The sequence below is a fragment of the Bacillus sp. AG4(2022) genome (assembly GCF_031844465.1).
Taxonomy (GTDB): Bacteria; Bacillota; Bacilli; order Bacillales; family Cytobacillaceae; genus Bacillus_AB; species Bacillus_AB infantis.
In genome coordinates, this window is the sequence record NZ_JAUZVH010000001.1 from 179,616 (window position 1) to 204,514 (window position 24,899).

The following is a 24,899-nucleotide window of genomic DNA, read 5'->3' on the forward strand; positions in this document are numbered from 1 at the left end:
AAAAATGGAAGAAAGATGACAAAGTGAACAATTTTACTGACATAGAACATATGTTCTTTTCGCTAAAAACAGCACATGCTATAATGATTGATATAGAGTTTCTTATCAGGAAGGTGAATGAATATGTGGAAAAAGGTTGACGGAAAACTGATTCAAAGAACAGATGAATCAAGGGTAAAGTTCAGGACTAATATCAGCAAAGCGTTGATTGAAAACCTGAATGAACTGGCTTATGAACATGATACCCATGTGAATTATTTACTCGAAACAGGACTCAAAAAAGTCCTTGAGCAGGATTATATTGATTTCAATAAGAAAAATCGGCCTAAAGACAGAATCCAGTACAAAACTACATATGACAGCAGCCTGATTGAACAGGTAAAAACCTTCGCCAAGAAACATGATGTTTTTATCAATGATGTGATTGAGTACAGCGCAGGATACATTGATATAAAGTCAGCAAAAGACAGCGGTTATAAGCACAGGATAGAGTAGGCAGCTTAAGCTGTCCTGTTTTTTAAAACTACGCCCCGAACATAATATATATTATAGGAAGTCATACAAACATATGAATATCTAGTCTCAATAGTTAAGTATACTTAAGATAGTGAGACGAAATAAAAATTTTATAGGATTTTGACTGTATTTGAGTTTTGGGCCAACTTGCTGGGATTTTTAAATTTTTTATACGAGTATCTTTATTTTTGATTTTCTGATTCACTATAATGGTTATCTATAATATCCTAATTTCTTTGCTGCTGGCTTCCAGTATAGTTACAATCATAGATATCGGTATCTATATACTTACAGCAGCCTTATATATATCGGTTATTTATTTTTCCTCATTATTAGTTTCTCTTTATTTATAAATTTATTTAGTGGTTCTTTTGCTCAGCTTCGCCTCTGCTTCAGGAAAACTCATTTACTTTACATAATATATTTATATTCCACTTACTCCCATGCATCTGTCTCAGCTTATGTAAAACAAGCCCCGGTCATTGCCTGGAGCTTGTTTCCTGTCATTTTTAGATAACCGGCTGCTGTAAGCTATTTAAATACTGCCTTGGTGTTCCATAGTATATGATCTTGCTGAACTGCGGAAATACGGAATCAAACTGCACGTATATCGGTGAATCCAGCAGCCACGGATAGCTTGAGAAAAAGCTCCTGTCTCCATATATGATCGCTTTAAGCGCTAAATCCATTTCCCGCTGAAAGATCATAAACCGCACCTTTGAGAATTTTTCGTCAAACTCTCCCCCGCTCACATATACTGCTGCCTTAAGTACATATTGCCCCATCTGAGGCAGCCACTCAGCCAGAACTTCATCCCTGAATTTATTATTGACGGTGCTGTAATCATAAACGCAACCAATGCTAAGAAACAGGTCACCGGTCTCATCTGAATGTGTAAGCGTGTATTTCCTGGCATCGACAGGCTTTTGCTCTGTTGCCGGAGCCAGGTACCGGACGCTTAGTTTCTGAGGATCAAATTGACTCATAGCAAGCTGCTCTCCCTTCGGAAAGAAGTTATTCCTGCTATAACATATGAAGTTAGTCTTATAAGGGTGACAAAGGCCTATCTCTTTTTATGACCCCTCCCTGTCTCATACAGCTTGGTTTCAAGCACTTTCCAGCTGCCATTTTCATATATCCATGAAGATTCAGCAAATGCTATCGAATCAGCGTGATATGCCCCGCTGATCTGCTGTACACCCTTTAAGCCGATTTTTCCTTCCCTAAGCATGATTGGGATGAGTGTCCCAAAAGGGTCGACCATCAGTTCAGCCGGTTCATTCAGTTTGCCGTTATGATAGAGTCCCAGGCGTTCATAGTCATCTTTTCTCTCTGCCAAATCAAAAGTATAAGATTGGCCTGTCGCAGGAATGGAAACAGAGGCTTTATAGCCGTCCAGAAATTCACTGTCGATGACTAAAGGTTCCGGAATAGTCAAATTTTCAAGTTTGAAGTCTTTTAAGGTATACAAGTAGTAGTTGGAGAGTCCGCCGCTGCCCCCAGTGGGAACCGTTGCGAATAGATCCTTTACTCCATCATGATTCAAATCGCTGAACTTAACAGAAGGCTCATATCCCCCTTCTAAATCTATCCTGTAAGTCTGGCCATTCGAAGCCTCTATGATCACGTAGACTTCCTTTAAAAAGGCTGCCCCTTCTTCATATGGAATTCCTTTTATATAAATGGTTTCTTTTTCTCCATCTCCGGTGATATCTTCTTTCTTCTTCTCGACCGTTTCTGCCTTGTCAGCCTGTTCAACTGCATAGGCGCCAGTAATGGCTGACACTGACATAAAGAAAAATGCCGCGAACGCGAACAATAGTTCCCTTCTCATAAAAACCGCCCTTTCCGAACAATTTTATTCGTATTATGTCCAGATATGGGAAATCTATGTACCTGTTCAAAGACAATTCTTTTATGCTTTTTAACTGAGGCTGTTGATGCACTCGAGGGACTTCGCTTTCCACGGGGCGGCGCTGAACCTCCTCGCGCTAGCGTGCTGTGGGGTCACAGCTTTACCGCTGCGCCCCCGCAGGACTTTGAATCAGCTTCCATGAATCTGCATCGCACGAAGAAAATGCGCATGCATTTTATGAGGAGTCTCCGTGCCCTCCATTCCGATCAACAGTGCTTAGGAATCTTGTTGTCTCTCTTGCTGGGTCTCTTATGCAAGATGGTTCAGGCACTGTTTTTTTCCTCTATACTGCAAAATGAGTCTCCGGCTATATAAAAATGGCCTCCCTGCCCAGGGAAGCCATTCTCATTAGTTCAATTTTTTCTTCTTTAAAGCCTGCTCTTTAGTTTCCCAGTATTCAATGTTTTTTAATCCCGGGATGCTGTCAGAATAAAAGACAGGATCTCTTCCTTCCCTGCGCTGATTTTTGTAGTCCTTCAGCGCTGCAAATGCTATTTTGCCAAGCATAGTGATGGCAATCAGGTTGATGATGGCCATGATGCCCATGAACAGGTCGGCAAGTCCCCATACAACTTCAAGATCGACTGCCGCACCGAAAATGACCATTCCAATCACTGCCAGCCGGTAAATAAATAGAGCGGTCTTGCTTTCTTTAATGAATTCGATATTTGTTTCACCGTAGTAATAGTTGCCAATAACAGAGCTGAATGCGAACAAAAGGATCGCTATTGCCACAAAGTAGCTTGCCCATGAGCCTATATGCGTTGCCAGGGCAGACTGTGTAAGCTCGATCCCTGTCAGATTTGTTCCCGCATAATCACCTGATAAAAGGATAATAAAGGCTGTTGCAGAACAAATCAGGATCGTATCAACGAATACGCCTAGAGTCTGGATAAGCCCCTGCTTCGCCGGATGTGTAACGGCAGCTGTAGCAGCAGCATTCGGTGCGCTCCCCATACCCGCTTCATTGGAGAAAAGCCCCCGCTTGATCCCCATCATGACGGCAGCGCCCATGGCACCCCCGGCTGCTTCCCTGAAGCCGAATGCACTCTCAATGATCAAACCGAACATAGCCGGTATTTCAGTAACATTCATAATCAGGATAACAATAGCAAGAATCAGGTAGAGAACAGCCATGACAGGCACAAGCACCTGTGATACATGGGCAATCCGCTTGACCCCACCAAAGATAATGACAGCCGTGAAGATTGCCAGCACTATGCCGATCCACAATCTGCTGATCCCGAAGGACTGATTAAATGCCAGCGAGATGGTATTGGACTGGACAGAGTTGAATACCAGTCCGAAACAGAAGGTAATGATAACCGCGAACAATATCCCCATCCAGCGTTTGTTTAAGCCTCTTTCCATATAGTAGGCAGGACCACCGCGGAATCCGTCTTTATCCTTTACTTTATAAATCTGGGCAAGCGTGCTTTCAACAAAGCTGGAAGCCGCTCCAAGGAAGGCGATGAGCCACATCCAGAATACTGCTCCCGGTCCTCCCCCTGCAATGGCTGTAGCGACGCCGGCCATATTGCCTGTGCCAATGCGCGAAGCAGCACTGATGCTGAACGCCTGGAATGAAGAAATCCCCCTCTTGCCTTCAGCAGAAACCATCGACTTATCGCCGAGGATCCTGAACATTTCCTTAAAGTATCTCAGCTGCACAAATTTAGTCTTGAAGCTGAAATACAATCCCAGCAGAATCAATCCTGCTATTAAAATATATGTCCATACAAAATCATTTACCAGGCCAACATATTCCTGGAACTCGTTCACAAAAGTCTCCATTCGTTTCCCCCTTGGCTGTCTGTCAGCAAATTGTTATCTTGAAATAATAACTCCCTTAAATCTATCAGAAGTTTCGCTGGCGGACAAGGTGAAAATGCTTTCATGCCCTTGCTGACAGATTAACTTATGTAATCGTAATCTTTATACCCTTATAGTAAAATAGCAAAACAGGTCTTTTTGCTCACTTTTATTTTTCTTCACAGCAAAAAGCCCCTGTCTGTTCAACAGGGGCTTTTCATTAATCAGCCGTTATCTCGGCTGCCTCTTGCCACATCTTTTTCGCTTTTCCGCTGTCAGATTCGTCGAGGATGAACGATCCGTTTGAATAGCGGTCATTAAAGCGCAGGTCAGACGCTGTCACTTGCTCGATAACGCCTTTTTCTGATTCGATAAAAATCTTGTCATGATTTCTTGCCAGCACCATACCGACCACTCTGTGCGGATTGGCTTTAAGTTCGCGCAGCATAACCAGTCCGCGTTTGGCTCTGGAAGTCCTTTCAAACTCAGCGAGCTTCATCTTTTTGATGGCCCCGCGCTGGGTTGCAATGACAACAGCTTCCTCTTTGACATTGCTGACAAGCTTTCCGCTTACCACATAATCGCCGTCCTTCAGATTGATGCCCTTCACACCGGCGGCACGCGCTCCTACAACACTGACTTCTTCTTCCGGGAACCACAGGGCATATCCCATAGATGTTGCAAGCATTAGATCCTGCTTGCCATCAGTCAGGAAAACATCTGTTACGATATCGTCATTTTTAAGATTAACGGCCACAAGCGGCTTTGAATATCGCTGTGCTTTGTAATTTTTCAGCTCCGATTTCTTCACCATGCCATTCTTTGTGACAAACATTAAATAGGCGTCATTCTCAAAATCTTTAACCGGAATTGCGCCAATGATAGACTCAGTCCGGTCAATCGGAACTAGATTAGCGACATGCTGCCCGAGATCTTTCCAGCGAATATCAGGAAGTTCATGGACAGGAAGATACATATAGCTTCCTTTGTCCGTAAATACAAGCAGGACATCTGTTGTGTTCATATCAAGTTTTGACATAAGCCTGTCAGAATCCTTCATGCCGAAGTCCTGTCCGTTTGATGCCGCATGGGAACGCTGGCTTGTCCTTTTGACATAGCCTTCGTTTGTAACGGTAACGATCACATCTTCACTGGCAATCAGCACTTCAAGATTGATTTTAATCTCTTCGATTTCGGCTTCGATAACAGAACGGCGCGCGTCCGCAAATCTCTTCTTCACATCTTTAAGATCCTTTTTAATCACGCTCAGAAGTTTTTTCTCGCTCTGAAGGATGCTAAGCAGCTCTGCTACCTTTTGGGCAAGCTCTTCCGCTTCCGCCCTCAGCGCCGTAATATCTGTATTGGTCAATCGGTACAGCTGGAGGGATACAATCGCTTCTGCCTGAGGCTCTGTGAAACCGAATTGGCTGATCAGATTATCCTTTGCATCACGTTTATCCTTTGAAGCACGGATAGCGGCGATGACTTCATCAAGTATAGACAGTGCCTTCATAAGGCCTTCTACGATATGCTGGCGGTCCTGCGCCTTTTTCAGCTCATACTGAGACCTTCGGGTGACAACTTCCTTCTGATGTCCGATATAGGCATCAAGCATTTCACGCAGCCCGAGCAGCTTTGGATGGCGGTTTGAAATCGCGACCATATTGAAGTTGTACGGAATTTGAAGATCTGTGTTTTTATAAAGATAGTTTAAGACACCTGCAGCGTCTGCATCCTTCTTAAGCTCAATGACGATCCTCAGGCCTGTCCGGTCGGTTTCATCCCTGACTTCGCTGATGCCTTCAACTTTCCTGTCCATCTTAAGCTCGTCAATCTTCTTGACCAGATTCGCTTTGTTAACTTCGAACGGAATTTCTGTGATAACGATCTGCTGCCTGCCGCCGCGGATATCCTCAACCTCAGATTTGCCGCGGATAATGATCTTGCCTTTCCCGGTCTCATAGGCCTTCTTGATCCCTTCAGCCCCCTGGATGGTTCCGCCGGTCGGGAAATCCGGCCCTTTGATAACCTCCATAAGCTCATCTACCGTACAATCCGGCTTGTCCATGCGCAAGATGACGCCGTCTATGATCTCCCCAAGATGATGCGGGGGGATTTCAGTAGCATAACCTGCTGAAATTCCTGTCGATCCATTGACCAGCAGGTTCGGGAACATGGCTGGAAGTACAGTCGGTTCACTGGAAGTATCATCAAAGTTCGGGATGAAGTCGACGGTATGCTTTTCAATATCCCGCAGAAGCTCTGATGAAATTGCCGACAGCCTTGCTTCTGTATAACGCATGGCTGCTGGAGGGTCTCCGTCAATGCTTCCGTTATTTCCGTGCATTTCAACAAGGAAATTTCTTACCTTCCAGTCCTGGCTCATCCGCACCATTGCATCGTATACGGAAGAATCTCCGTGCGGATGATAATTGCCGATAACATTCCCTACCGTCTTGGCAGATTTTCTGAAGCCCTTTTCATTTGTATTGCCTTCTACATGCATCGCATACAGAATGCGCCGCTGTACAGGCTTCAGCCCATCCCTGACATCCGGAAGGGCCCTGTCCTGGATAATATATTTGCTGTAACGTCCAAATCGGTCGCCGAGAACATCCTCTAGTGGAAGATCCCTGAATTTTTCAGAAGAACTCATAGATCAGACGCCTCCTCTGCAACCGAGATGTTTTCATTTTCAAGGATGCTCCCATCTTCTTCAAGGCCAAAGGCAACATTTGTTTCAATCCACTTTCTTCTTGGTTCAACCTTATCACCCATCAAGGTCGTAACCCTTCTTTCCGCTCTTGCAGCGTCATCGATCCTGACCCTGATCAGCGTCCTTGATTCCGGATCCATGGTTGTTTCCCACAGCTGGTCAGCATTCATTTCACCAAGACCCTTGTAGCGCTGGATCATATAGCCTTTGCCGATCTTTTTCATGGCACCCTGCAGCTCATCATCGCTCCAGGCGTACTCGATCTTCTCTTTTTTACCAATCCCTTTGCTCACTTTGTACAAAGGAGGCAAGGCAATGAAAACCTTGCCGGCTTCAATGAGAGGCTTCATATACCGATAGAAGAACGTAAGCAGCAGCACCTGGATATGGGCGCCATCCGTATCGGCATCAGTCATGATCACAACCTTCTCGTAGTTGACATCCTCCACATTGAAATCCGCTCCTACCCCTGCGCCTATGGCATGGATGATCGTGTTGATTTCCTCATTCTTAAAAATGTCCTGAAGCTTTGCCTTTTCGGTATTAATGACTTTACCCCTCAGCGGCAGGACTGCCTGAAAGCGCCTGTCACGGCCTTGCTTTGCTGAGCCGCCGGCAGAGTCTCCCTCTACAAGGTACAGTTCATTCTTCTGCGGATTGCGTGACTGCGCAGGCGTCAGCTTTCCGGAAAGAACCGCTTCCGAACGCTTCCTTTTCTTGCCGCCCCGCGCTTCTTCTCTTGCCTTCCGCGCCGCTTCTCTTGCCTGGTAGGCTTTAATGGCTTTTTTAATGAGAAGGGAGCTTATATTAGGATTTTCTTCAAGGAAATACGACAGATGCTCACTCACGACTGCATCAACGGCTGAACGTGCTTCACTGGTGCCCAGCTTCCCTTTTGTCTGTCCTTCAAACTGCAGGAGCTCTTCCGGCACCCTTACGGAAATGATCGCAGAAAAGCCTTCCCTGATATCAGAGCCGTCCAGATTTTTATCTTTTTCCTTCAGCAGTGCAACCTTGCGTGCGTATTCATTGAAGACCCTTGTCATGGCTGTTTTGCTTCCGGCTTCGTGTGTTCCGCCGTCCTTTGTACGGACATTATTGACGAAGGAGAGGACATTCTCGGAATATCCGTCATTAAATTGGAAGGCAAAGTCAACTTCTATTTGGTTATGCTCTCCTTCGAAGCTGACAACAGGATGCAGAACGTCTTTTTCCTCGTTCAGATACTCAACAAAAGCTTCGATGCCTGTTTCGAAATGGAACAGGTCACGGGCATCGTGCCTTTCATCAATCAGTTCGATTTTCATGCCTTTCATCAGGAACGCGGACTCCCGAAGGCGTTCGCAAAGCGTCTCGTAGTTATAGACAGTCGTTGAAAAAATCGCCGGATCAGGCTTAAAATGGATCACTGTTCCAGACTGGTTCGTTTTTCCGACCTTCTCGAGCGTAGTTGCGGGCTTGCCGCCATTCTCGAATCGCTGTTCATAAACGAACCCATTTCTCCGGATTTTGACTACGAGCCACTCTGATAGCGCGTTCACGACTGAGGCGCCGACTCCGTGGAGCCCGCCGCTCGTCTTATATCCTCCCTGGCCGAACTTGCCTCCTGCATGGAGCACAGTCAAAATGATTTCAGGAGTCGGTTTGCCGAGCTTATGCATTCCTGTTGGCATGCCCCGGCCTTTATCCTGCACGCTGATGGAGTTATCTTTATGTATTTTGACGATAATATGGTCTCCATAGCCTGCAAGTGCTTCATCCACTGAGTTATCTACTATTTCATATACGAGATGGTGCAAACCTCTCGCATCGGTGCTTCCAATGTACATACCAGGGCGTTTTCTAACTGCTTCCAGCCCTTCTAGTACTTGTATGGCATCATCATTATAATCAAATGCCTGCTGATTTGTTGCCACAAACATACCCCTTTCATTGCTGCACACAACCGTCTTGCCTTTGTATCTATGTTGTCGAACATCACTATAAGTATTCGCCTTTTCACATGATAATCCTTGTCCCCGGCACAGAAATACCGGCATGAGAACAAGTGTTCTGTGTTTAAGTTTACCATATTTTTAAAAGACGTCTATGCTTAATTGTATCTATTTATTTGGTTTTGGCAAATGAGTTCTGAATTTTTTTAGATTAAGAATTAATGACACAGGTGCTGACAAAGAGGAGCGGAATCCTTTTTAAGCCTTCTTTCCCGGCAAATGAAAGCACACTAATAGCAGATGTATTAGTGTGCTTTAGGTTCCATTTTGCGTCATTTTGTCATTGCATGCTCTACTTTGATACAGCGATCCATAATGACTGTATAGCCTTTTTCCTTCAAAAAGTCATAGGCTTCCTGATTAGCAACACCCAGCTGGGCCCAAAAAACATCCGCATCTATTTCATCAAATTCCCTTGCAAGATCAGGCAGATATTCGGAACGCCTGAAAATATTTACAATATCTATATGTCCCTCTATTTCCTTCAGTGACCCGACAGCCTTTTCACCAAGGATCTCTTCCTCGCCCGGGTTTACCGGGATGATGGTATAACCTGCATCCTGCATTGCTTTTGATACCATATAAGAGGTCCTGTCCGGATTCCCGCTCAGGCCGACAACAGCAACCCTTTTCGCTTTTTTCAGTATTTTGCCGATTTCTTCCCGGCTCGGATTTTCAATTGACATGATTTCACCACTCCTTATTATTTCATATTCTTTTTATATACGCCAGTATTCCTATAACCTGAAGGGATGAGTCTGAAACCTTTCAGTGGCTTTACGGCATGATCCTGCAGGATATGCATCCGGCTTCATTTCATCATGGATTTACTGCTTTTTATAAGTCTGATGTTAAACAAGAGTTTCACCTAAATGAAATGAATCAGCATGGAACACTAACAAAGCCTCTTATAAAACAGAAGGGTGTTTGTTTCTTTAAAATCCATTTTCCTGTAGAGCGAAATGGCATTTTCATTTGCACTGTCAACGCATAATTTTATCCTCTCAATCCCGCTTTCCCTCAGCTTCTTGGCTGCCATAAGGAGAAGCCTGGCTCCCGTGCCTTTTCTTCTCTCATTAGGGGAAACACCCATAAATTCTATGCTCGCAGCCTTCTCTTCTGAGTCCAGTTCTGCATAGAGATAGCCTGACAATTCGTTGTCCTTCGTTATGGCAAAAATAAGATGTTGTTCATCGAATTTTTCGAGCATCTCGCTGCCGGAATAATAGGTAGCTGGAAACAGTGAATCATGAAGATGGGTAAAATCGGCAAAGAACTCCTTTGTTAAAAGAGATGGCGCTTCCCCGCCCACTGGATTTTCAAGGGTAAGCTCCATGAACATCTGAGATGAAGCAAGCTTGAAGCCCTTCTTCTCAGCAAGCGATTTGCATCGTTCATTTTTCCGGCCGATAAAAAGATGCCATTGGTTCAGCCTGTTCCCAAAATATTCTTCCGCTAAGGACAGCAGATATGCAGCAGAGTCATCCCAGCTGCGGGGATCTGCAAATGGCCCCCACAATTCTCCGACTCCTCTTTCCGTATCGGCATCCACCCCGAGGAATCCGGTGATTTTTGAGGGGTCCTCTCTATGAATAAAACAGGCGGAATCTTTATCTTTAGAAAGGTCTGCCAGATCTTCAGCAATATCCGGCGCCTCTGTACCCAAATAGCCAACAAATGAATCCGGCTGCCTGTTCTTTGCCGCCGCGTAATCAGCAAGCTCAAATATATCCTCTTTCGTTAGCATAGTTTTTAGCATAGAATCAATTCCTTATGTATATTTGCTATAATTTTATCATTATTCAAAAAATAAAGTCCATGATATGAAGAAAAAATGGCAGGTGCTGGAGAAGCACCCGCCATCATGGCTATCAGCGGCTTTCCCCAGTCTGCCGTCCGTAAACCTTTTTTGTAATCTGATCGGCTGTTATTGCTATAACAGAACCGAATATTAGTCCATTATTTAAAAATGACGTAATCAGCGGGGATACCCCTTCAAATGCCTCAGGCGGCACGAACATAGCGCCTACACCTGCAAGGAGGGAAATGCCCGCCACAAGGCGTATCCGGCCCGTTTCCTTTTCTTTGTCAAGCTCTCCGAATGCAATGCCTGCCATATTGGCAAACACCACAAAAGTGACAGAATATCCTACAGGAGCCGGCAGTGATGCAAAGAAAGACATCAGGGCAGGGAAGAAGCTCGCTGCCGTGATGATTGCCGACCCAATTATGAATGGGAGGAGCTTAGTGATCTTTGTCGTAGCAATGAACCCGGCTGAGCCTGAAATCGGCACAGGTCCGATTGCAGAGAAAACACCGCCAAGAAGCTGGTTGACTCCTGACACAAAGCCGGAAGCCTTGAACCGCGGAGAAGGTGTTTTTTCGCCTTCTTTCTTCAGCACCTCGTCTGCTACCCGGATGCTTGCGATCATATTTGTCAGCAAAAGCAGTGTCACAAAGACGGCAGTCACGGTCATTCCTGCATCAAATTTCGGCGGCCCGAAAGCGAACAGTTCCGGCATGGAGATCACACTGCCTCCCGATATAGACACTTCCTTTGACAGGCCGAAAAGAAAAAACAGCAGCCAGCCGCCAGCAAGGCTGATCAGAATGGAATATTGGCTGACCGCCCTGATCCTGTGTTTGGACAAGTAAAACGCAGCAATGACAAGCGCCAGACAGAAAAAGAAGACAGGCATGTCGACGCCTTCCTTGCGATAGCCGATTCCGAGCATGCCATTAAAAAAGGAACCGCTGAGCTGAAGGATCAGCAGCAGCAGATAGACTCCCGATACAACCGGTGTAAACAGCAGGGCAAGCCGGTCGATGAGCTTAAAGATGCTTAGGAGGATGAAGACAGCGCCTGAGACAAGCATCGCCCCCTCCAATGCCTGCAGAGTTTCACCTGCTGAAGAAAACAATGAGGTGCTGAGCCCTGCGTATATGGCAAACACACCCCACCAAAGACCAGCAGGTCCTTCGTTTATGGGCAGCCTGTGCCCGAAGAAACCCTGAAGGAGGCTTGATATCCCCAGTACAAAAATAGTGCGCTGGACGAGGCCCGCTGCCTCGGCCGGATTCAACCCGAATAGATCGGCAATGGCGATGGGTGCGACAATCGTCCCGGCAACCATGAATGCCATCCACTGCAGCGCTGAAAAACCAACTTTCATGTAAAAGACTCCAATCGTAATGAAATTAAAAAAGAAAATGGCCCTTTTTCGGCCATTTCCTATTATAAAGTATAGAATGCTGTTTTTGGAGACTTCTTACTTTTTGGCAGCCTGGCCCTTACCTGGTGAAAGGGCCACCCATGCTGACTGATCCGCAAAATATCTGGACCAGCTGCCGACACCGGCCAGTCCATAACGATCCGCTATCTCTGCTCTTTTCCTCAAGGACATTTCATCCTCCAGCCAGATTTTATAAGTTGCCTTATCTTTCTCAGAATAATATTCTGCATAGTTTTGCCCGGATGCCTCATCATAAGCCGGCACGGCTCCTGTTTCATTGAGCCACTCTTTCACTTCCTTCATGGACAGCGCCTTTGAGGAAATGCCGCCTTCATCCTTTTCCTCCCATAGCCTGGCATACAGGGGAACGCCCAGTATAAGCTTTTCTTTCGGCACCACTTCAAGCAGTGACTGAAGATTGCTTTCCACCCAAGGAAGGCTTGCAACACTTCCGGCAACAGGCGAAGTAGCCCAGTGTTCATCGTATGCCATTACTGCTAAATAATCGACCATTCCGGCAAGCTTATCCCTTTCATAAAACGCCGACCAATTCCCGCTTGAAATGAATGTAATATCCATTGAAACCGTCAGTCCTGCCTGATGGAAATAAGGTGTCGCTTCCCGTACAAATTGAGTCACAAGCGGCCCATCCTCCTGATTCACATTCTCAATGTCGAGATTGATGCCATCCAGCTTATAAATCTGGCTGTAATGCAGGAGGGCGCGGATAATCTTTTGCCTTGTTTCAAAATCTTTAAATGTCTGATGCGTCAATTCCGGGTCGAATGCATTGGAAAACAGGCCCCATACCTGATAACCCCTTCCATGCGCCCATTTTACATAATCCGCAGAACCGAGGTTTTTTACTGAGCCATCCGCACCTGCAAGCTCAAACCATGTAGGGGAGACGACATTAACACCCGGCATCGATGGGATTGCAGCATGATCCGGATTTTGCGAATAAACAGCTTCCCATGTCAGATGGATCGGGCCATCGATCTTCTTCAATTCAGGCTTGTATCCCTCTACTTTGGCAGACACTTCTGTTTGATCTCCTTTAATGACATAATCTTTTTTAATATATCCTGCAGTTCCGTCACTCTTTCTTGCAAAATAGAATTCTCCTTTTTCCTCTTCGATATACAGTTCCTCATTCGCTTCGGCATCAGCTGTATAAGGTGACTGGAGATCAGGATCAGTCCTTAACCGCAGCCTTTCCTTGCTGATGTCCTGATCACGGATGATTGCCTTCTGCACCGTCTCGCCGTCCTTTTGAATCCATATTGCCCCTGTGCCTTCAAGCACTGTATAAGCGAGAGGATAATAACGCCTGATTTCATCGAGCGAAATAAAGAGGACGCCTGACTGATTCCTTGCGGCAGGCAGCTGCAGTTCGACAGGCTTGCTGTTCACATAATATGACAAAGCATCCGTCGGCATTTGGACGACTTTATTTTTGGTAGTCAGAATAATAGATTGAGAACTCTCATCAAACACGATGGAATCGTCCAGCTTTTCCTGGAGTAAAGACAGCGGCAGATAGATATTTCCGTTATCAGTCCAGGCATTTCCTTCCTGCTTTCCTTCAAAGATGATCGGGTTCTCTCCTGAGAAATACTCTTCTTTAACGGGTGATGCAAAGGGGTAGAGCCAAAACAGGATGCCGGAAATAACAGCCAGCAGCACGAGAATAACTCCTGCAGCGAGGCCCCTTTTCTTTGCCGGCTTTTGATTTAATTGTATATTGGCCATAAAATGAATTCCTCCCGGATACTATCGTAACGAATCTATGCAGCAAAGGGAAGGACGAATCTTCTAAAATATCCTGCCTGTTTTTTCTTGCAGCACTCTCTAATATTAACGATTGGGAAACGTAAAAAGTTTCAAAGCATTCCACTTAAAGGCACCGCAAAAAACCTTCCAGGCAAAGGAGTGCCGGAAGGTTTTTTTGCTGGAAAATATATTAATAAGTGGTGAAACCAAGCATCCTTTGAAGGCTGTATACGATATATCTGAACACCGGAAGCTCTTCCTGGGTACCATAGTCAAGCGTATAGATGCCATCTTTATTCTGCCATATCCTTTGAAAATAGGCATCAGCATCCTTAATGACCTCTGTATCATTGGGGGCTGCTATCTTAACATCCGTTTCGAGATTCAAATCATCCAGATTCCTTTTTGTAAAATTGGCTGATCCGCCGATCAAAACGCTATCAGCTTCCTTTTGAATGAACATCAGCTTCGGATGGTACTGCTCCTCATCTGTATTGTACCAGCGGATGGAAATGTTTTCTTTACCGAGCTTTTCAAGTTCAGAAGCAACCGGAATATTCGGGAGACCTGTCTTTTCCGAGCCAAAAGCATTCTGGTTCGGGTCGAATATGAGATTGATCTGCACTCCGCGGTCTGCCGCTTCCTCCAGGCCGCCGATGACATCCCGCTCGGCAAGATAGAACATGCCAAGCCATATGATATCGCCTTTCCGGCTTTCATCTATTTCTTGAAGTATATGTTTGAGAATCTTTCCTTCTGTCAAAACCTGCAGGCTGATGGGTCCGCCTTCCTTTGCATTTTGCCGGTACTTTGGCAGCTGAATATCATAGCCGGAATAATCAATGACAGCCTGTTCTGTTTTGAGCAAATCCGCTATGAGACCGCCGCTTCCTTCAAAAGCGATATTGGAATGATAGCCGCTTGCATCATGGGGGTTCCCTGAAGAAACGATGGCTGTTTTCTCAGACACGAAGACCTTGCGGTGATTGGCCTTGATGTTAAGCAGATCAAGATAGGACCGCGCTGTGACATTAGGTGCAGTATTGGCAAGCGGATTGGGCAGCCAGCCTTTGCCATCCTGGCCGAACCACTGCAGAAACATCCGCCAGAAACCAGAATAAAGCGGGTTTGAGTCACGCAGCGGCTCTAATTTCGTCATGACCACCTCAATGCCGCTCTTCTTCAGCTCCTCCAGTTCAGGTGCTTCATGGGAGCCATATGTAGTATTGATTTTATCTGTAATGACAATAATGGGCATCTCGGGATTCTGCTTCTTCTTTCTGATCAGCCTGTCAGTTATATTCTGGCTGAGCGGAGGGAACTTCTCCTCCTTGTCGTAATAGCCGCTATATAGAAACATATCCATAACGATAAAGTCCTCTGCTTCTTCGATCGCCTCCTGCATCCTTTCAAAAATTTCCTGATCATGCTGCCTTTTTCCTTTTTTGTCTTCGTATGATAAATCCGTCAGCAGCTGCAAATCCTCAGCCTGATGGACTTTCCCTTCATAAGACAATCCCTCAGGCAGCTTTTTATTTGTATGGTAAATGACTGTAACGCTGTATATGATCAAAAATAGCAGCACAGCCGGAACCCATACTCTTTTCTTTTTTAACGGCCCCATAATTGTTCCTCCCATTTTTTCCTGCCAAGCGGATGAATGCCTATATAATAACCCTTTTTTCAAAAATAGAAACCATATGGCCAATCAGAACAAAAGCGCAAGCGCCTTGATCACCTTAAGGAACGCAGACTAAGAACGCCACGTCCTGTGACAACGTCTGCAATTTTAAATTCCTATACAGAAAAAAAGAGCAAAGCATAGATTGCTTTGCTCCTGATTATTTTGAGATTAGCCTACCAGCTTCACCAGCAGATGGGAAAGAGCATGCTGCTCTTCTTCGTTGCCGGACTTCCAAAGCTCCTGAAGCAGCTTTTCCTCCCTGTTGCGAGGCTCTTCCTTCTTCGCCAGATAGTCGCCTACCTTCTGCGCAGCATTTGCCAGCTGCTCTTCATTCAATCCCATTTTCTTGCCGAGTGAAACCTTGCCTCCTAAATAATCCTTGAAGCCTTCAAAGCTTGATAGAATTTCGTCTTTCTTCTCAGATCCCATGTTCTCCAGTTTGTTTTCTACTTTGCTGTTTGTTTCTGCTGAACCATTTGTATGTTCCATTGATAATCTCTCCTTTAAAGTAAAATGATTGTTGCTTCTGTTCTATAGATACCCGATTTGGTCCAGGCGAAACACTGAAAAGCATATTGAAAGATTCTTGAAATATATTTACAACAAAGCGTATATTTATTGATAGAATGGGCCGGCCGGCATCAGCTTCCGGCTCAGCCTGAAAAAACATAGGGGGTTCTTATATGGAGCATCTGATTTTCAAGCATATGGAGACGGTGAAGGATATTACAGAAAAATCGCTTAAGCGCATGCCAGAGGAAGCAGCTGATTTTGTTCCAGACGGCTTCAATAACAGCATCCGCTGGAATTTCGGACATATTGTCTACATACAGGAAAAAATAGCATTCTTGCTGCTGAAGGAAAAATCAGGACTGCCGGCATCATATGAAGAGCTTTTCAGTGCTGGCACCAGTCCGCGAACATGGAAGCAGGAGCCGCCGAGCCTGAAGGAAATTGCCGGCATCATGGCTGACCAAAAGGACCGGATCCTCCAATTTATGCCTGGCCGCCTGGAAGAAACGCTGCCAGAACCTTTCACCAATAAAGCCGGCACAACCTTCCATACAGCAGGGGAAGCCTTTCTCTTCAGTTTTTACCATGAAGCTCTCCACATGGAAGCAATTAAAAAGATCTTTCAGATCTATAAGAAAGAAAAAGTCTGAGGACTGTGCTTTTATAAGAAAAGCCCGCCAGGCTGGGAAGCCGGCGGGCTGCTGCTTTTTATTTTTCTTTGTTTTCCATATTGTATTTCTTCATAAAACGGTCGACACGGCCGCCTTTATCGGCGAATTTCTGTTTGCCGGTATAAAAGGGATGTGTGTCAGAGCTTACTTCGACCTTTAACAGCGGATAAGTGTTGCCGTCTTCCCATTCTATCGTTTCGTTCGTCTTTTTCGTAGAGCCGCTTAAAAATTTATAGCCGCTGTTTACGTCCATAAATACTACCTGCCTGTAATCCGGATGAATATCCTGTCTCATTGCAGTCACCTCTTTTATAAGATATTCTTATTGTAATCGAAACGATTACGATTATCAATAATAATGCTCAACTCTTATCTATAGATCATTTTCCCGGGTAAAGCATATATAAACATGGATTAGTACCTGGTGCTAAGTTGTCCTCACATGGTACAATATAAAGACCTGGCTAATCCTCTTTGAATTGATACCAGATCAGACAATCAGATTCCAGTCAAATAACGTGGGGAATCGCGGATTTTGAATAAAGGAGAGAAGTTATGACAGCAGGCATTATCATTGTACTGGCTTATTTGCTCGGATCCATTCCTTCCGGGCTCTGGATCGGAAAGGCATTTTACGGGACAGACATCCGCCAGCATGGCAGCGGCAATCTGGGCGGAACTAATACATTCAGGACGCTTGGCGTTAAGGCAGGCATCATCGTTACAAGTGCAGACATATTAAAAGGGACTCTTGCAGCCCTCCTTCCCTATTTCCTGGGATCGGATTTCAATTGGCTCGTGGCAGGCATATTTGCTGTAATTGGCCATATGTATCCTATCTTTGCCGGCTTCCGAGGAGGAAAGGCAGTCGCAACATCCGGAGGAGTACTGCTGGCATGTGCACCGCTTATGTTTGCAGTGATTGTGGTAATTTTCTTCCTCAGCTTATACATAACCAAATATGTATCCCTTTCATCTATGCTGGCAGCTGTTTCGGCTGTAATCTATTCCCTTTTTGTAGGTGAATGGGATCCGCTGCTGACTATAGTTGTATCCATCCTTGCCTTCTTTGTCATCTACAGGCACAGGGCCAATATTAAACGCATAAAAGATAAAACAGAGCCAAAAATCTCCTGGCTTTAGAACAAAAAATAAACGGCTGGAAAGCCGTTTATTTTTTTCCTCCCAGCTCCTTCAGCACATGCTATACATGCTAATAACACCCTAAAAAATCTGTTCTGCAAAAGAAAAATATTGTGCGTTATTGTAGTGTACATACCAGTTTTGTATAATAGTATAAAAGTCATAATTACCCACTTTTTCGACTTAAAACTTTCTTTTTTATCAAATTCCGCACATAATACGGAAAAAGATTCATATATTACGGTGAGGCCCCTGACTGCCGGGCGGCTTAAAAAAGATAAAATACACACACATTACTCGTTTTAAGGAGGGTATATTGTGATACCCGTAAACTCTTTATCTCAAGAATCGTTTCCTTTTCCTTATTTTATTTTAACCCATGATTTATACATCATCTCGGCCTCAGGTAACCAGCAGCATCATTGCCAAAAGCATATTTCGGAACTTCTTGCCGACGGCCGGAAAGTGCAGGAGCTTCAGGCATTCCTTTTTGGAAGGAATGCAGAATATCTTGATTTTCATTTTAAAGAAGGCTGGTTCCGCATTTACCGGGCTGATGGGCCCGAAAATGAAACGATCCATATATTCTGCTTTCCTATTGAACCATTGGCAGCGGAAATTGATCAAGTTCTGGCCCAGTTCGAGGAAAAAGCGGCTGTTTTTTCCAAAGCACTGCAGAAAAAAAAGGAAAAGCTTGTACAGACCGCAGAACAGGTGCAGGAAATGGCAGTCGCCTATGAATTTCAGGCGAATCTAGGAAAGCTGGCTGCCGGCATCGCTCACGAAATCCGCAATCCGCTTACTACGGTCAAGGGCTTCCTCCAGCTGCTTAAGCCTCAGCTCAGGGAGATCGGTAAAGAGGAATATGCCAATATTGCTTTAGGGGAAATCAGCCGGGCAAATGAAATTATCGGCAGTTTCCTGAATGCCAATAAACCTTCCGAGAACAAAATAAAAAAAGTGCATATCAATCAGATTGTCAGAGAAATTGTAATGCTTTACGAAAGCGAAGCCGTTTTAAGGGGAAGCCTGCTTTTATTCGAACCTTCCCCCGATGATCCCACATTGGCGGCTGTTCCCGGTGAGCTGAAGCAGGTGCTTTCCAATCTGTTCAAAAATGCAATGGAAGCAATGACAATCGAGAGCACGGCCGGCTCTGTCCAGGCAAAGGTCGAATGCAGCAGCCAGCATGCTGTCATTACGATTCAGGATAATGGATGCGGCATGTCGGAAGAAACACTGCAAAGGATTTATGAGCCGTTTTATACGACAAAAGAAACCGGCACAGGCATCGGCATGTCGGTCTGCAAGAAAATTGTCGAGGAACTGGGCGGAAGCATTGAAATATCAAGCAGGCCGGGAGAAGGGACAATGGTGAAGCTTATTCTTCCTGCAGATACTGCAGATACGGATAAAGAGGTGAAGCCTGAAGCTGATTTGGAGAGTCGCAAATAAACCCAGCCGCAAATCAAACCGTGAGAATTGCCGGCGCAATGGAGTATCAAGATTAAGACTAGATAAAGCAGATGCTTCCTGGAGAGAGCAGTTCAGTTATGGTGGAGAAAAAAATATCAAAGCTGCAGGGTAGATTATACAATAGACAGCAAGGAAATAGCTCAGAGCATACTGCTCCGAGCTAGTCTTTTTTTATGAACATGTTTCGATTGCAGCTCTCTATAAATTTAGAGCAAACACTTACTTAATGTTTCTTCCACATTGACTTACTCAATATATAGTGATTATAACGTTCATTTTCTAACGTCAGTTGACCTTGATAGGTAAATTTACATTTTTCAATTACTTTATTTGATGAGACGTTGTTAATTAAAGCTACTGCATTAAGGATCCCTACATTCGTATTTGTAAACAAATAGTCAATCAAACCTATAGACGCTTTGGTTGCGTAACCCTTCCTTTGATAGTCATTTGAAATGGCGTACATAATTTCTCTATTTGGTATAGGAAGCTCATCTTTAATACCCGTACAGCACCACCCAATCAATTCATTCGTTTCCTTAATAAATACCCCTAGTTTTAAAAAGTGACCTTCAATGTTGGCAGTTCTTTTGGCTGCATCAAGAAATGCTTTATTTGCTGGCATCTCGTAATTGGTGACCCAATCTATCCTTTGTTCCTTGGTTGATTTCCAGTCAGGCAGGAACTTAAATATTTCTGGCTGATTTGATATTCTGTATATATGAATTGCATCTTCAATTGAAAACTCTTGAAGATAAATATCTTCACAATCTATTCTAAATAATTCCTCTGACGCCTTTTGCTTCATAACTTTTCCCCTTAAAATTCCTATTTTTATTAATCCTTAAAAAGCGCTTGTTCCAATAACCTGCTCTTTAATGAAACTTGACCTACTTTGTTGCTGAAAAATATTTTAACATTAAGTTTTTAATCCTCTTGTTCTTTAATAGCAAAAATACAATCTTAATGAAACCCGAATCAATAGGATGAAGATAGCTATTGTCATGCTGATTAATAGGCTATTTCACTTGTTAATCTGGTAATGAAAACAGGAATAACACTTACCTGTCAATAAAAAATCGAGCATAAATCCTTTGCGATTTTATGCTCGATTTCTAATGCTATTTTTTTGTTTTTCCACATGATCGGACTGTTTACTGGTGGAGACACGCGCTTTTTTCCCTTATAGAGCTATAACTTAATCAATTGAAACTTTGCATTTCCAAATACATCTTTTACATAATCAAGTTTAGTATGATCAAAATAGACAAAATCCTTATTATGGATCAAAACAGAAAGATCGCCGAATTCAAAGGTTTTATCATCGGTAATAGGCTGCTCTTCCAGAGACAGCTTAAGCTGAGGGCCGCCTCAGCCGATCCCCATTGAAAGTCGTACATACAGCTTCTCATCCTCAGTCTTTCTTTCCTTTTCTACTGCCTCAAGCAGTTTATCGGCTGCAGCTCCAGTCATTTTAAACATCGGGCCACCCCCTTTTACAGTAATTTGAATGTATCGGTTTTCTTCTAGTGATGTGATCCGAAGAAGTATCCCTGCAGAAAAATCATGCTGACCGCCAAGACTGCCAGCACACCGATAACTGGTATAAAAATGTTCCGGTTTTTCTCGCAGATTGCAGCAAGAACAAAATAAATGACAGCCATGACAGCGGCAAAAGCGCCTGCTTCAATGGCCTTCTCTGCTTTATCTGTCTGGAGAACGACAAGAAGCGCTATTCCGCCAAAAATAAAGATGCCGATCATATTCATTAACCGATATTGAGTCAAGCTGACACATCCTTCACTTTATTTTTTCTTTACCCTGCCCTTCCAACCTGTTAAACGGCCTGGCAGGAATCGCAGAGCTTGTGAAAATCACCCTGATAAGGGGTATTTTTTGCAAATAAAACATAAAGTATAAATAGGCCTGTTTCACTAATGCAGCCTGATTCAATTATTCGCTTTACACCGCATAGTCCTTTATAATGATTATGGAAAACAGATTGCGGGAAAGGAGACTTCTCATGAACATACATATAAATGACGATGCCGCACAATGGTATAAAGATGAACTTTCACTGGAAAAAGGTGACCATCTCCGTTTCTTTGCCCGCTACGGGGGCTGCAGCACTGTCCAGCAGGGATTCTCTCTCGGGGTTGCCAATGAAGAGCCGGTCAATGCAGGTGCAGTAACAGAAAAAAACGGCATCTTATTCTTTATTGAAGAAAAAGATCTTTGGTTTTTTAATGACCAAAACCTGTATGTTGAAATGAATCACAAGGCCAATGAGCCTGTATTCAAATATGAAGAGTAAGCAGCCGCCTTTCTAAGCGGCTGTTTTTTTCTATTTCAATTCAGTCCAGGGGATTGCGGATTCCTTCTTTGGCAAGAATCTGTTTCTGCCTGTCTCCCAGCAAATCAAAATGAGAATAGCCGTCTTTTCTAATATCAATCCATTCCGGCTTAAGGCCATGGGAAATCCCCCATTTTTTCAGCTTTTCCAAATCATTGCAGCCTACCTTTGTCACTGTTTTGCAGCCGGGGAAGCGGTCATCCAGCCAGTAATGAGTCAGGAAAGCAATTTCCCCTTTATCAATTTTATCTTTCCATTCTTTCAATTCTTTTTTTCCAATCCCAAATGCCACTGGATCACCTACTCAGCCGCTTCAGGAGCTTTTTTCGCTTTTTCATAGGCTTCGTGCCAATCAGGATATTTCCGCTTGATTGAAATGGGGCGGAAATTTTCCTTTTTCACACAAACATGCTTGGATATGCCTTCTACTGACAATTCGCCGGCCTCTGTCAATATTTCATAGCCATATGTGACACGGAATCCGTCATATTCTTCAATCCAAGTCTTGATGACAGCTTTTTCACCATATCTGACAGGCTTTTTATAGGAAGCGGCAATATCGATTACAGGAGAAATGATTCCGTCTTTTTCAAGCTCTGCATAATTGAAGCCAAGCTCCTCGATCAGCCTGGTGCGGCCAAGCTCCATCCAGACAAGATAATTGGCATGGTATACCACACCCATTTGATCGGTTTCAGCATATCGGACTTCAATTTCTTTCGTTGATATCAGCATCTTTATTCCCCTTTGTGATTTTCTTTACCGCCTTCTCAAAATCCTCTTTCTCTAGAAGGGATGCATTCTCCTTCAATTGATTCTCATCGCCTTCCATGAGCCTGAAGGCTTGGAACTGGATGGATTCATCAGCCAGATTGGCTGCAAGGCGCCCGTTGCCTCCGGCCTTTATGCCGGGCAATGCTTCATCCAAATAAGCAATTGCTCCTGCAGTCAAATCATACTTATATTGAGCGGCGTAATTCTTGATGATCTGGATAAGTTCTTCTGTATTATAATCTTTAAAATGAAAGAACTTCTTAAAGCGGGATTTCAGGCCTGGGTTGCTCTGCAGCAGCCTTTCCATTTCATTGGAATAGCCGGCAAGGACGACAACCAGATTTTCATTATGCTTTGTCATTTCATCAACCAGTGTGTCGATGGCTTCTTTGCCAAAATCCCCAGGCGATTCACTTAAAAGGGAGTAAGCTTCGTCTATAAAAAGAACACCGCCCAATGCTTCCCTGATGATTTTCTTCGTCTTGATCGCTGTTTGGCCTACATAGCCTGCAACAAGATCTGAACGGCCGGCAATGATGAGATGTCCTCTTTTCAGCATCCCGCATTTATGAAGCAGCTCTGCATAAATCTTCGCCACTGTCGTCTTCCCTGTGCCGGGATTGCCGGTAAATACGGAATGAAGCTGTACAGGCACTGATGGGAGATCCTGTTCGCGGCGGTACTGCTGCATTTTTACAAACGATATCAGCGACTCTACTTCTTCTTTGATGTTTTCAAGTCCGACAAGCCTTTCCAGCTGCTTCTCAGGGTTACTTCGTTTCCCATCATCCTGGTGAAGGATGAAGTCCTCTTTTTCGAGCAGTGTATAAGGAAGCAGGTGATCAGTGGCTTCGGTTTGCGCCCCTTTTTCAAAAATGGCGTCGAGGACGATATTTTTGGCTGTCCGCGCATTTCCGAAAGTGTCATCCACTTTTTCCTTCTCAAGCCTGCCTTTAAGCTCTGATTTTGCTTCATCAGTAAGGATATAATCATTGTCCTTCGCTATTCTATCAGCAATTTCCACAAGTTCATCCTCTGTATAATCCGGAAGATGGAGCTGGTTGGATTGAGGGAAGCGGCTCCTGAGACCTGGATTGGCGTCAAGGAACTGCCGCATTTCTTCCGGATAGCCTGCCAGAATCACTGCAAACTTGCCGCCATATTCCGCCCCGGTCATCATTGATACTAAAGTATCAATTGCTGTCTGGCCATAATCATTCCCTGTCTGGCCTTCCCGTTTCAGACTGTATGCTTCGTCAATGAAAAGAACGCCGCCGAGCGCTCTCTCAACAGCCGAGCGGACGTTTTCCTCTGTCTGGCCGACATATGCTCCTACAAGCTGGGAGCGGTCTGCTTCCACCACTTCTTCCCGCGGCAGGACGCCAAGTTCATGATAAATTTTTGCAAGCAGCCTTGCGAGTGTGGTTTTTCCTGTTCCCGGATTGCCCGTCAAAATCATATGGAGGCTCATTTCATCTTTGATCTGAAACCCCAGCTGCTTTCTTTTTTTCTGGTATTTCAGGAATTTATAGAAATCATTGACCCGGCTTTTTACCTTTTCCATGCCGATCATACTGTTAAGACTATCAAGTGCACTGATTTCTTCGGTTTCCTCTTCTTCAGTCTGGAATAAAGCATGCCACTCTTCTTTCAGTCCGGCAATTCGGTCAATATGCTTTTTCATGTCATTGACATGGGTTGCTGTATGGAAAACTCCTGAAATTGACTCTTCATATTCTTCAGCAGCCTTCAGCAGCAAAGCTGTTTCATCAACAGCCGCATCGAGCAGGCTGATCAGGCTGGAGTATATATCTTCAAACTTCTTGTCTGTCAGTTCCTCTGACACTTCCCTCTTGCCTGATAGCCTTTCCTTCTCTTCTTCAGATGCATCCAGGAAGCTGCGGGAAATGCTGATATACTGCTCGGCGATTTTACGCTTTGCTGTCCGGTTGTCTGTTTCCCTGATAGAGGGAAAGACAAGCATATCAAGAAGCTCACGATGCTTCTTCCAATCCCTCTGGGCCATAAATCTCCGTGCCTGACCATTTTGCGGATCCAGCTCTAAAGCTTTGTCCATCCAGGCAGCGGCAAGGCTGTCGTCTTTATTTCTGCCAAGCCTTGAAAGAGCGGCAAGCGTAAGAATGGCTGAAACAGATCCGGGATCTTCATCACTGTTTATTTCCTTCAGCAGCCTTAACAGTCTGCCTTCATTGGATATATATCCGTTCTCGCTGTACTCTTTTTCCCATTCCGCAATACGGGCGAAGTTAGGGGAAGCATTTTGTTTCCTTTGATTCATCACTATCACATCTTCTTTTACAAAAAT

The 24,899-nt window shown here is 44.5% G+C and carries 22 protein-coding genes; 5 read left to right on the forward strand and 17 right to left on the reverse strand.

Annotated elements, in window-relative coordinates; all coding sequences use genetic code 11:
- The first annotated feature begins 117 nt into the window (after positions 1–117).
- A complete protein-coding gene (locus tag Q9R36_RS00915; protein WP_232217716.1) occupies positions 118–495 on the forward strand; it encodes an rRNA methyltransferase in 378 nt (125 codons plus the stop codon).
- Positions 496–1,025: 530 nt separating this feature from the next.
- On the opposite strand, the gene Q9R36_RS00920 is transcribed toward Q9R36_RS00915, so the two are convergent.
- The 11 genes from Q9R36_RS00920 to Q9R36_RS00970 form a co-directional block, all read right to left on the reverse strand.
- The gene (locus Q9R36_RS00920; RefSeq protein WP_253616898.1) at positions 1,026–1,502 is read right to left on the reverse strand and encodes a staygreen family protein; all 477 of its coding nucleotides are present in this window, start codon (positions 1,500–1,502) and stop codon (positions 1,026–1,028) included.
- Between the two features lie 77 nt (positions 1,503–1,579).
- A complete protein-coding gene (locus Q9R36_RS00925) occupies positions 1,580–2,350 on the reverse strand; it encodes a hypothetical protein (RefSeq protein ID WP_253616896.1) in 771 nt (256 codons plus the stop codon).
- Positions 2,351–2,779: 429 nt separating this feature from the next.
- On the reverse strand, positions 2,780–4,225 hold the full coding sequence (locus Q9R36_RS00930; protein WP_253616895.1) for an alanine/glycine:cation symporter family protein: 1,446 nt from the start codon (positions 4,223–4,225) through the stop codon (positions 2,780–2,782).
- Between the two features lie 238 nt (positions 4,226–4,463).
- Positions 4,464–6,899, reverse strand: coding sequence for a DNA topoisomerase IV subunit A (parC, locus tag Q9R36_RS00935; protein WP_257990911.1), 2,436 nt, complete (start codon positions 6,897–6,899; stop codon positions 4,464–4,466).
- Entirely contained in the window at positions 6,896–8,875 is a 1,980-nt protein-coding gene (gene parE / locus Q9R36_RS00940; RefSeq protein ID WP_311224397.1) for a DNA topoisomerase IV subunit B, read from the reverse strand. The genes parC and parE overlap by 4 nt, the downstream gene beginning before the upstream one ends.
- A 350-nt stretch (positions 8,876–9,225) precedes the next feature.
- Entirely contained in the window at positions 9,226–9,639 is a 414-nt protein-coding gene (locus Q9R36_RS00945; protein WP_253616889.1) for a CoA-binding protein, read from the reverse strand.
- Positions 9,640–9,848: 209 nt separating this feature from the next.
- Positions 9,849–10,712, reverse strand: coding sequence for a GNAT family N-acetyltransferase (locus Q9R36_RS00950; RefSeq protein WP_311224398.1), 864 nt, complete (start codon positions 10,710–10,712; stop codon positions 9,849–9,851).
- Between the two features lie 112 nt (positions 10,713–10,824).
- Entirely contained in the window at positions 10,825–12,126 is a 1,302-nt protein-coding gene (locus Q9R36_RS00955; RefSeq protein ID WP_311224399.1) for a purine/pyrimidine permease, read from the reverse strand.
- Between the two features lie 96 nt (positions 12,127–12,222).
- Positions 12,223–13,938, reverse strand: coding sequence for a glycosyl hydrolase family 18 protein (locus Q9R36_RS00960; protein ID WP_311224400.1), 1,716 nt, complete (start codon positions 13,936–13,938; stop codon positions 12,223–12,225).
- A 211-nt stretch (positions 13,939–14,149) separates the two neighbouring features.
- Positions 14,150–15,583: a phospholipase D family protein gene (locus Q9R36_RS00965; protein ID WP_311224401.1), complete on the reverse strand. Its 1,434-nt coding sequence runs from the start codon at positions 15,581–15,583 to the stop codon at positions 14,150–14,152.
- 228 nt (positions 15,584–15,811) lie between these two features.
- Positions 15,812–16,132: a DUF3243 domain-containing protein gene (locus Q9R36_RS00970; RefSeq protein WP_009790936.1), complete on the reverse strand. Its 321-nt coding sequence runs from the start codon at positions 16,130–16,132 to the stop codon at positions 15,812–15,814.
- 194 nt (positions 16,133–16,326) lie between these two features.
- Here Q9R36_RS00970 and Q9R36_RS00975 point away from each other — a divergent pair, with 194 nt between their 5' ends.
- Positions 16,327–16,806, forward strand: coding sequence for a DinB family protein (locus Q9R36_RS00975; RefSeq protein WP_311224402.1), 480 nt, complete (start codon positions 16,327–16,329; stop codon positions 16,804–16,806).
- Positions 16,807–16,864: 58 nt separating this feature from the next.
- Here Q9R36_RS00975 and Q9R36_RS00980 read toward each other — a convergent pair whose 3' ends face one another.
- Positions 16,865–17,122, reverse strand: a complete 258-nt coding sequence (locus tag Q9R36_RS00980) for a type B 50S ribosomal protein L31 (protein ID WP_101547710.1) — start codon at positions 17,120–17,122, stop codon at positions 16,865–16,867.
- 260 nt (positions 17,123–17,382) lie between these two features.
- On the opposite strand from Q9R36_RS00980, the gene plsY reads away from it, so the two are divergent.
- On the forward strand, positions 17,383–17,970 hold the full coding sequence (gene plsY, locus Q9R36_RS00985; RefSeq protein WP_253616882.1) for a glycerol-3-phosphate 1-O-acyltransferase PlsY: 588 nt from the start codon (positions 17,383–17,385) through the stop codon (positions 17,968–17,970).
- 318 nt (positions 17,971–18,288) lie between these two features.
- Positions 18,289–19,425, forward strand: coding sequence for a two-component system sensor histidine kinase NtrB (locus Q9R36_RS00990; protein WP_311224403.1), 1,137 nt, complete (start codon positions 18,289–18,291; stop codon positions 19,423–19,425).
- A 244-nt stretch (positions 19,426–19,669) separates the two neighbouring features.
- On the opposite strand, the gene Q9R36_RS00995 is transcribed toward Q9R36_RS00990, so the two are convergent.
- Together Q9R36_RS00995 and Q9R36_RS01005 are read right to left on the reverse strand one after the other, a co-directional pair.
- Positions 19,670–20,254, reverse strand: a complete 585-nt coding sequence (locus tag Q9R36_RS00995; RefSeq protein ID WP_311224404.1) for a GNAT family N-acetyltransferase — start codon at positions 20,252–20,254, stop codon at positions 19,670–19,672.
- 718 nt (positions 20,255–20,972) lie between these two features.
- Entirely contained in the window at positions 20,973–21,233 is a 261-nt protein-coding gene (locus Q9R36_RS01005; protein WP_129612246.1) for a hypothetical protein, read from the reverse strand.
- Between the two features lie 236 nt (positions 21,234–21,469).
- Here Q9R36_RS01005 and Q9R36_RS01010 point away from each other — a divergent pair, with 236 nt between their 5' ends.
- Positions 21,470–21,760 (forward strand): HesB/YadR/YfhF family protein, encoded by a 291-nt coding sequence (locus Q9R36_RS01010; RefSeq protein ID WP_101547705.1) that lies wholly within the window; start codon positions 21,470–21,472, stop codon positions 21,758–21,760.
- A gap of 40 nt (positions 21,761–21,800) precedes the next feature.
- Here the strand turns inward: Q9R36_RS01010 and Q9R36_RS01015 are convergent, their stop codons facing one another.
- The 3 genes from Q9R36_RS01015 to Q9R36_RS01025 are packed head-to-tail and all read right to left on the reverse strand — an operon-like array spanning position 21,801 to position 24,872.
- Positions 21,801–22,091, reverse strand: coding sequence for a hypothetical protein (locus tag Q9R36_RS01015; RefSeq protein WP_101547704.1), 291 nt, complete (start codon positions 22,089–22,091; stop codon positions 21,801–21,803).
- Between the two features lie 8 nt (positions 22,092–22,099).
- The gene (locus tag Q9R36_RS01020) at positions 22,100–22,534 is read right to left on the reverse strand and encodes an acyl-CoA thioesterase (protein WP_101547703.1); all 435 of its coding nucleotides are present in this window, start codon (positions 22,532–22,534) and stop codon (positions 22,100–22,102) included.
- Complete coding sequence (locus Q9R36_RS01025; protein ID WP_311224405.1) at positions 22,509–24,872, reverse strand: AAA family ATPase; 2,364 nt, start codon at positions 24,870–24,872, stop codon at positions 22,509–22,511. Before Q9R36_RS01025 ends, Q9R36_RS01020 begins: the two co-directional genes overlap by 26 nt.
- Between the last annotated feature and the right edge of the window lie 27 nt (positions 24,873–24,899).

Excerpts from the sequence above, each read along its gene's own strand:
- Q9R36_RS00965 (WP_311224401.1), bottom strand. The coding sequence starts at position 15,583 with ATGGGGCCGTTAAAAAAGAAAAGAGTATGGGTTCCGGCTGTGCTGCTA.
- Q9R36_RS00915 (WP_232217716.1), top strand. The coding sequence starts at position 118 with ATGAATATGTGGAAAAAGGTTGACGGAAAACTGATTCAAAGAACAGAT.
- Q9R36_RS01020 (WP_101547703.1), bottom strand. The coding sequence starts at position 22,534 with ATGCTGATATCAACGAAAGAAATTGAAGTCCGATATGCTGAAACCGAT.
- Q9R36_RS00980 (WP_101547710.1), bottom strand. The coding sequence starts at position 17,122 with ATGAGACAGGATATTCATCCGGATTACAGGCAGGTAGTATTTATGGAC.
- Q9R36_RS00945 (WP_253616889.1), bottom strand. The coding sequence starts at position 9,639 with ATGTCAATTGAAAATCCGAGCCGGGAAGAAATCGGCAAAATACTGAAA.
- Q9R36_RS00920 (WP_253616898.1), bottom strand. The coding sequence starts at position 1,502 with ATGAGTCAATTTGATCCTCAGAAACTAAGCGTCCGGTACCTGGCTCCG.
- Q9R36_RS00930 (WP_253616895.1), bottom strand. The coding sequence starts at position 4,225 with ATGGAGACTTTTGTGAACGAGTTCCAGGAATATGTTGGCCTGGTAAAT.
- parC (WP_257990911.1), bottom strand. The coding sequence starts at position 6,899 with ATGAGTTCTTCTGAAAAATTCAGGGATCTTCCACTAGAGGATGTTCTC.
- plsY (WP_253616882.1), top strand. The coding sequence starts at position 17,383 with ATGACAGCAGGCATTATCATTGTACTGGCTTATTTGCTCGGATCCATT.
- Q9R36_RS00975 (WP_311224402.1), top strand. The coding sequence starts at position 16,327 with ATGGAGCATCTGATTTTCAAGCATATGGAGACGGTGAAGGATATTACA.
- Q9R36_RS00950 (WP_311224398.1), bottom strand. The coding sequence starts at position 10,712 with ATGCTAAAAACTATGCTAACGAAAGAGGATATATTTGAGCTTGCTGAT.
- Q9R36_RS01010 (WP_101547705.1), top strand. The coding sequence starts at position 21,470 with ATGAACATACATATAAATGACGATGCCGCACAATGGTATAAAGATGAA.
- Q9R36_RS01025 (WP_311224405.1), bottom strand. The coding sequence starts at position 24,872 with ATGAATCAAAGGAAACAAAATGCTTCCCCTAACTTCGCCCGTATTGCG.
- Q9R36_RS00970 (WP_009790936.1), bottom strand. The coding sequence starts at position 16,132 with ATGGAACATACAAATGGTTCAGCAGAAACAAACAGCAAAGTAGAAAAC.
- Q9R36_RS00960 (WP_311224400.1), bottom strand. The coding sequence starts at position 13,938 with ATGGCCAATATACAATTAAATCAAAAGCCGGCAAAGAAAAGGGGCCTC.
- Q9R36_RS00995 (WP_311224404.1), bottom strand. The coding sequence starts at position 20,254 with ATGAAGCAAAAGGCGTCAGAGGAATTATTTAGAATAGATTGTGAAGAT.
- Q9R36_RS00925 (WP_253616896.1), bottom strand. The coding sequence starts at position 2,350 with ATGAGAAGGGAACTATTGTTCGCGTTCGCGGCATTTTTCTTTATGTCA.
- Q9R36_RS00955 (WP_311224399.1), bottom strand. The coding sequence starts at position 12,126 with ATGAAAGTTGGTTTTTCAGCGCTGCAGTGGATGGCATTCATGGTTGCC.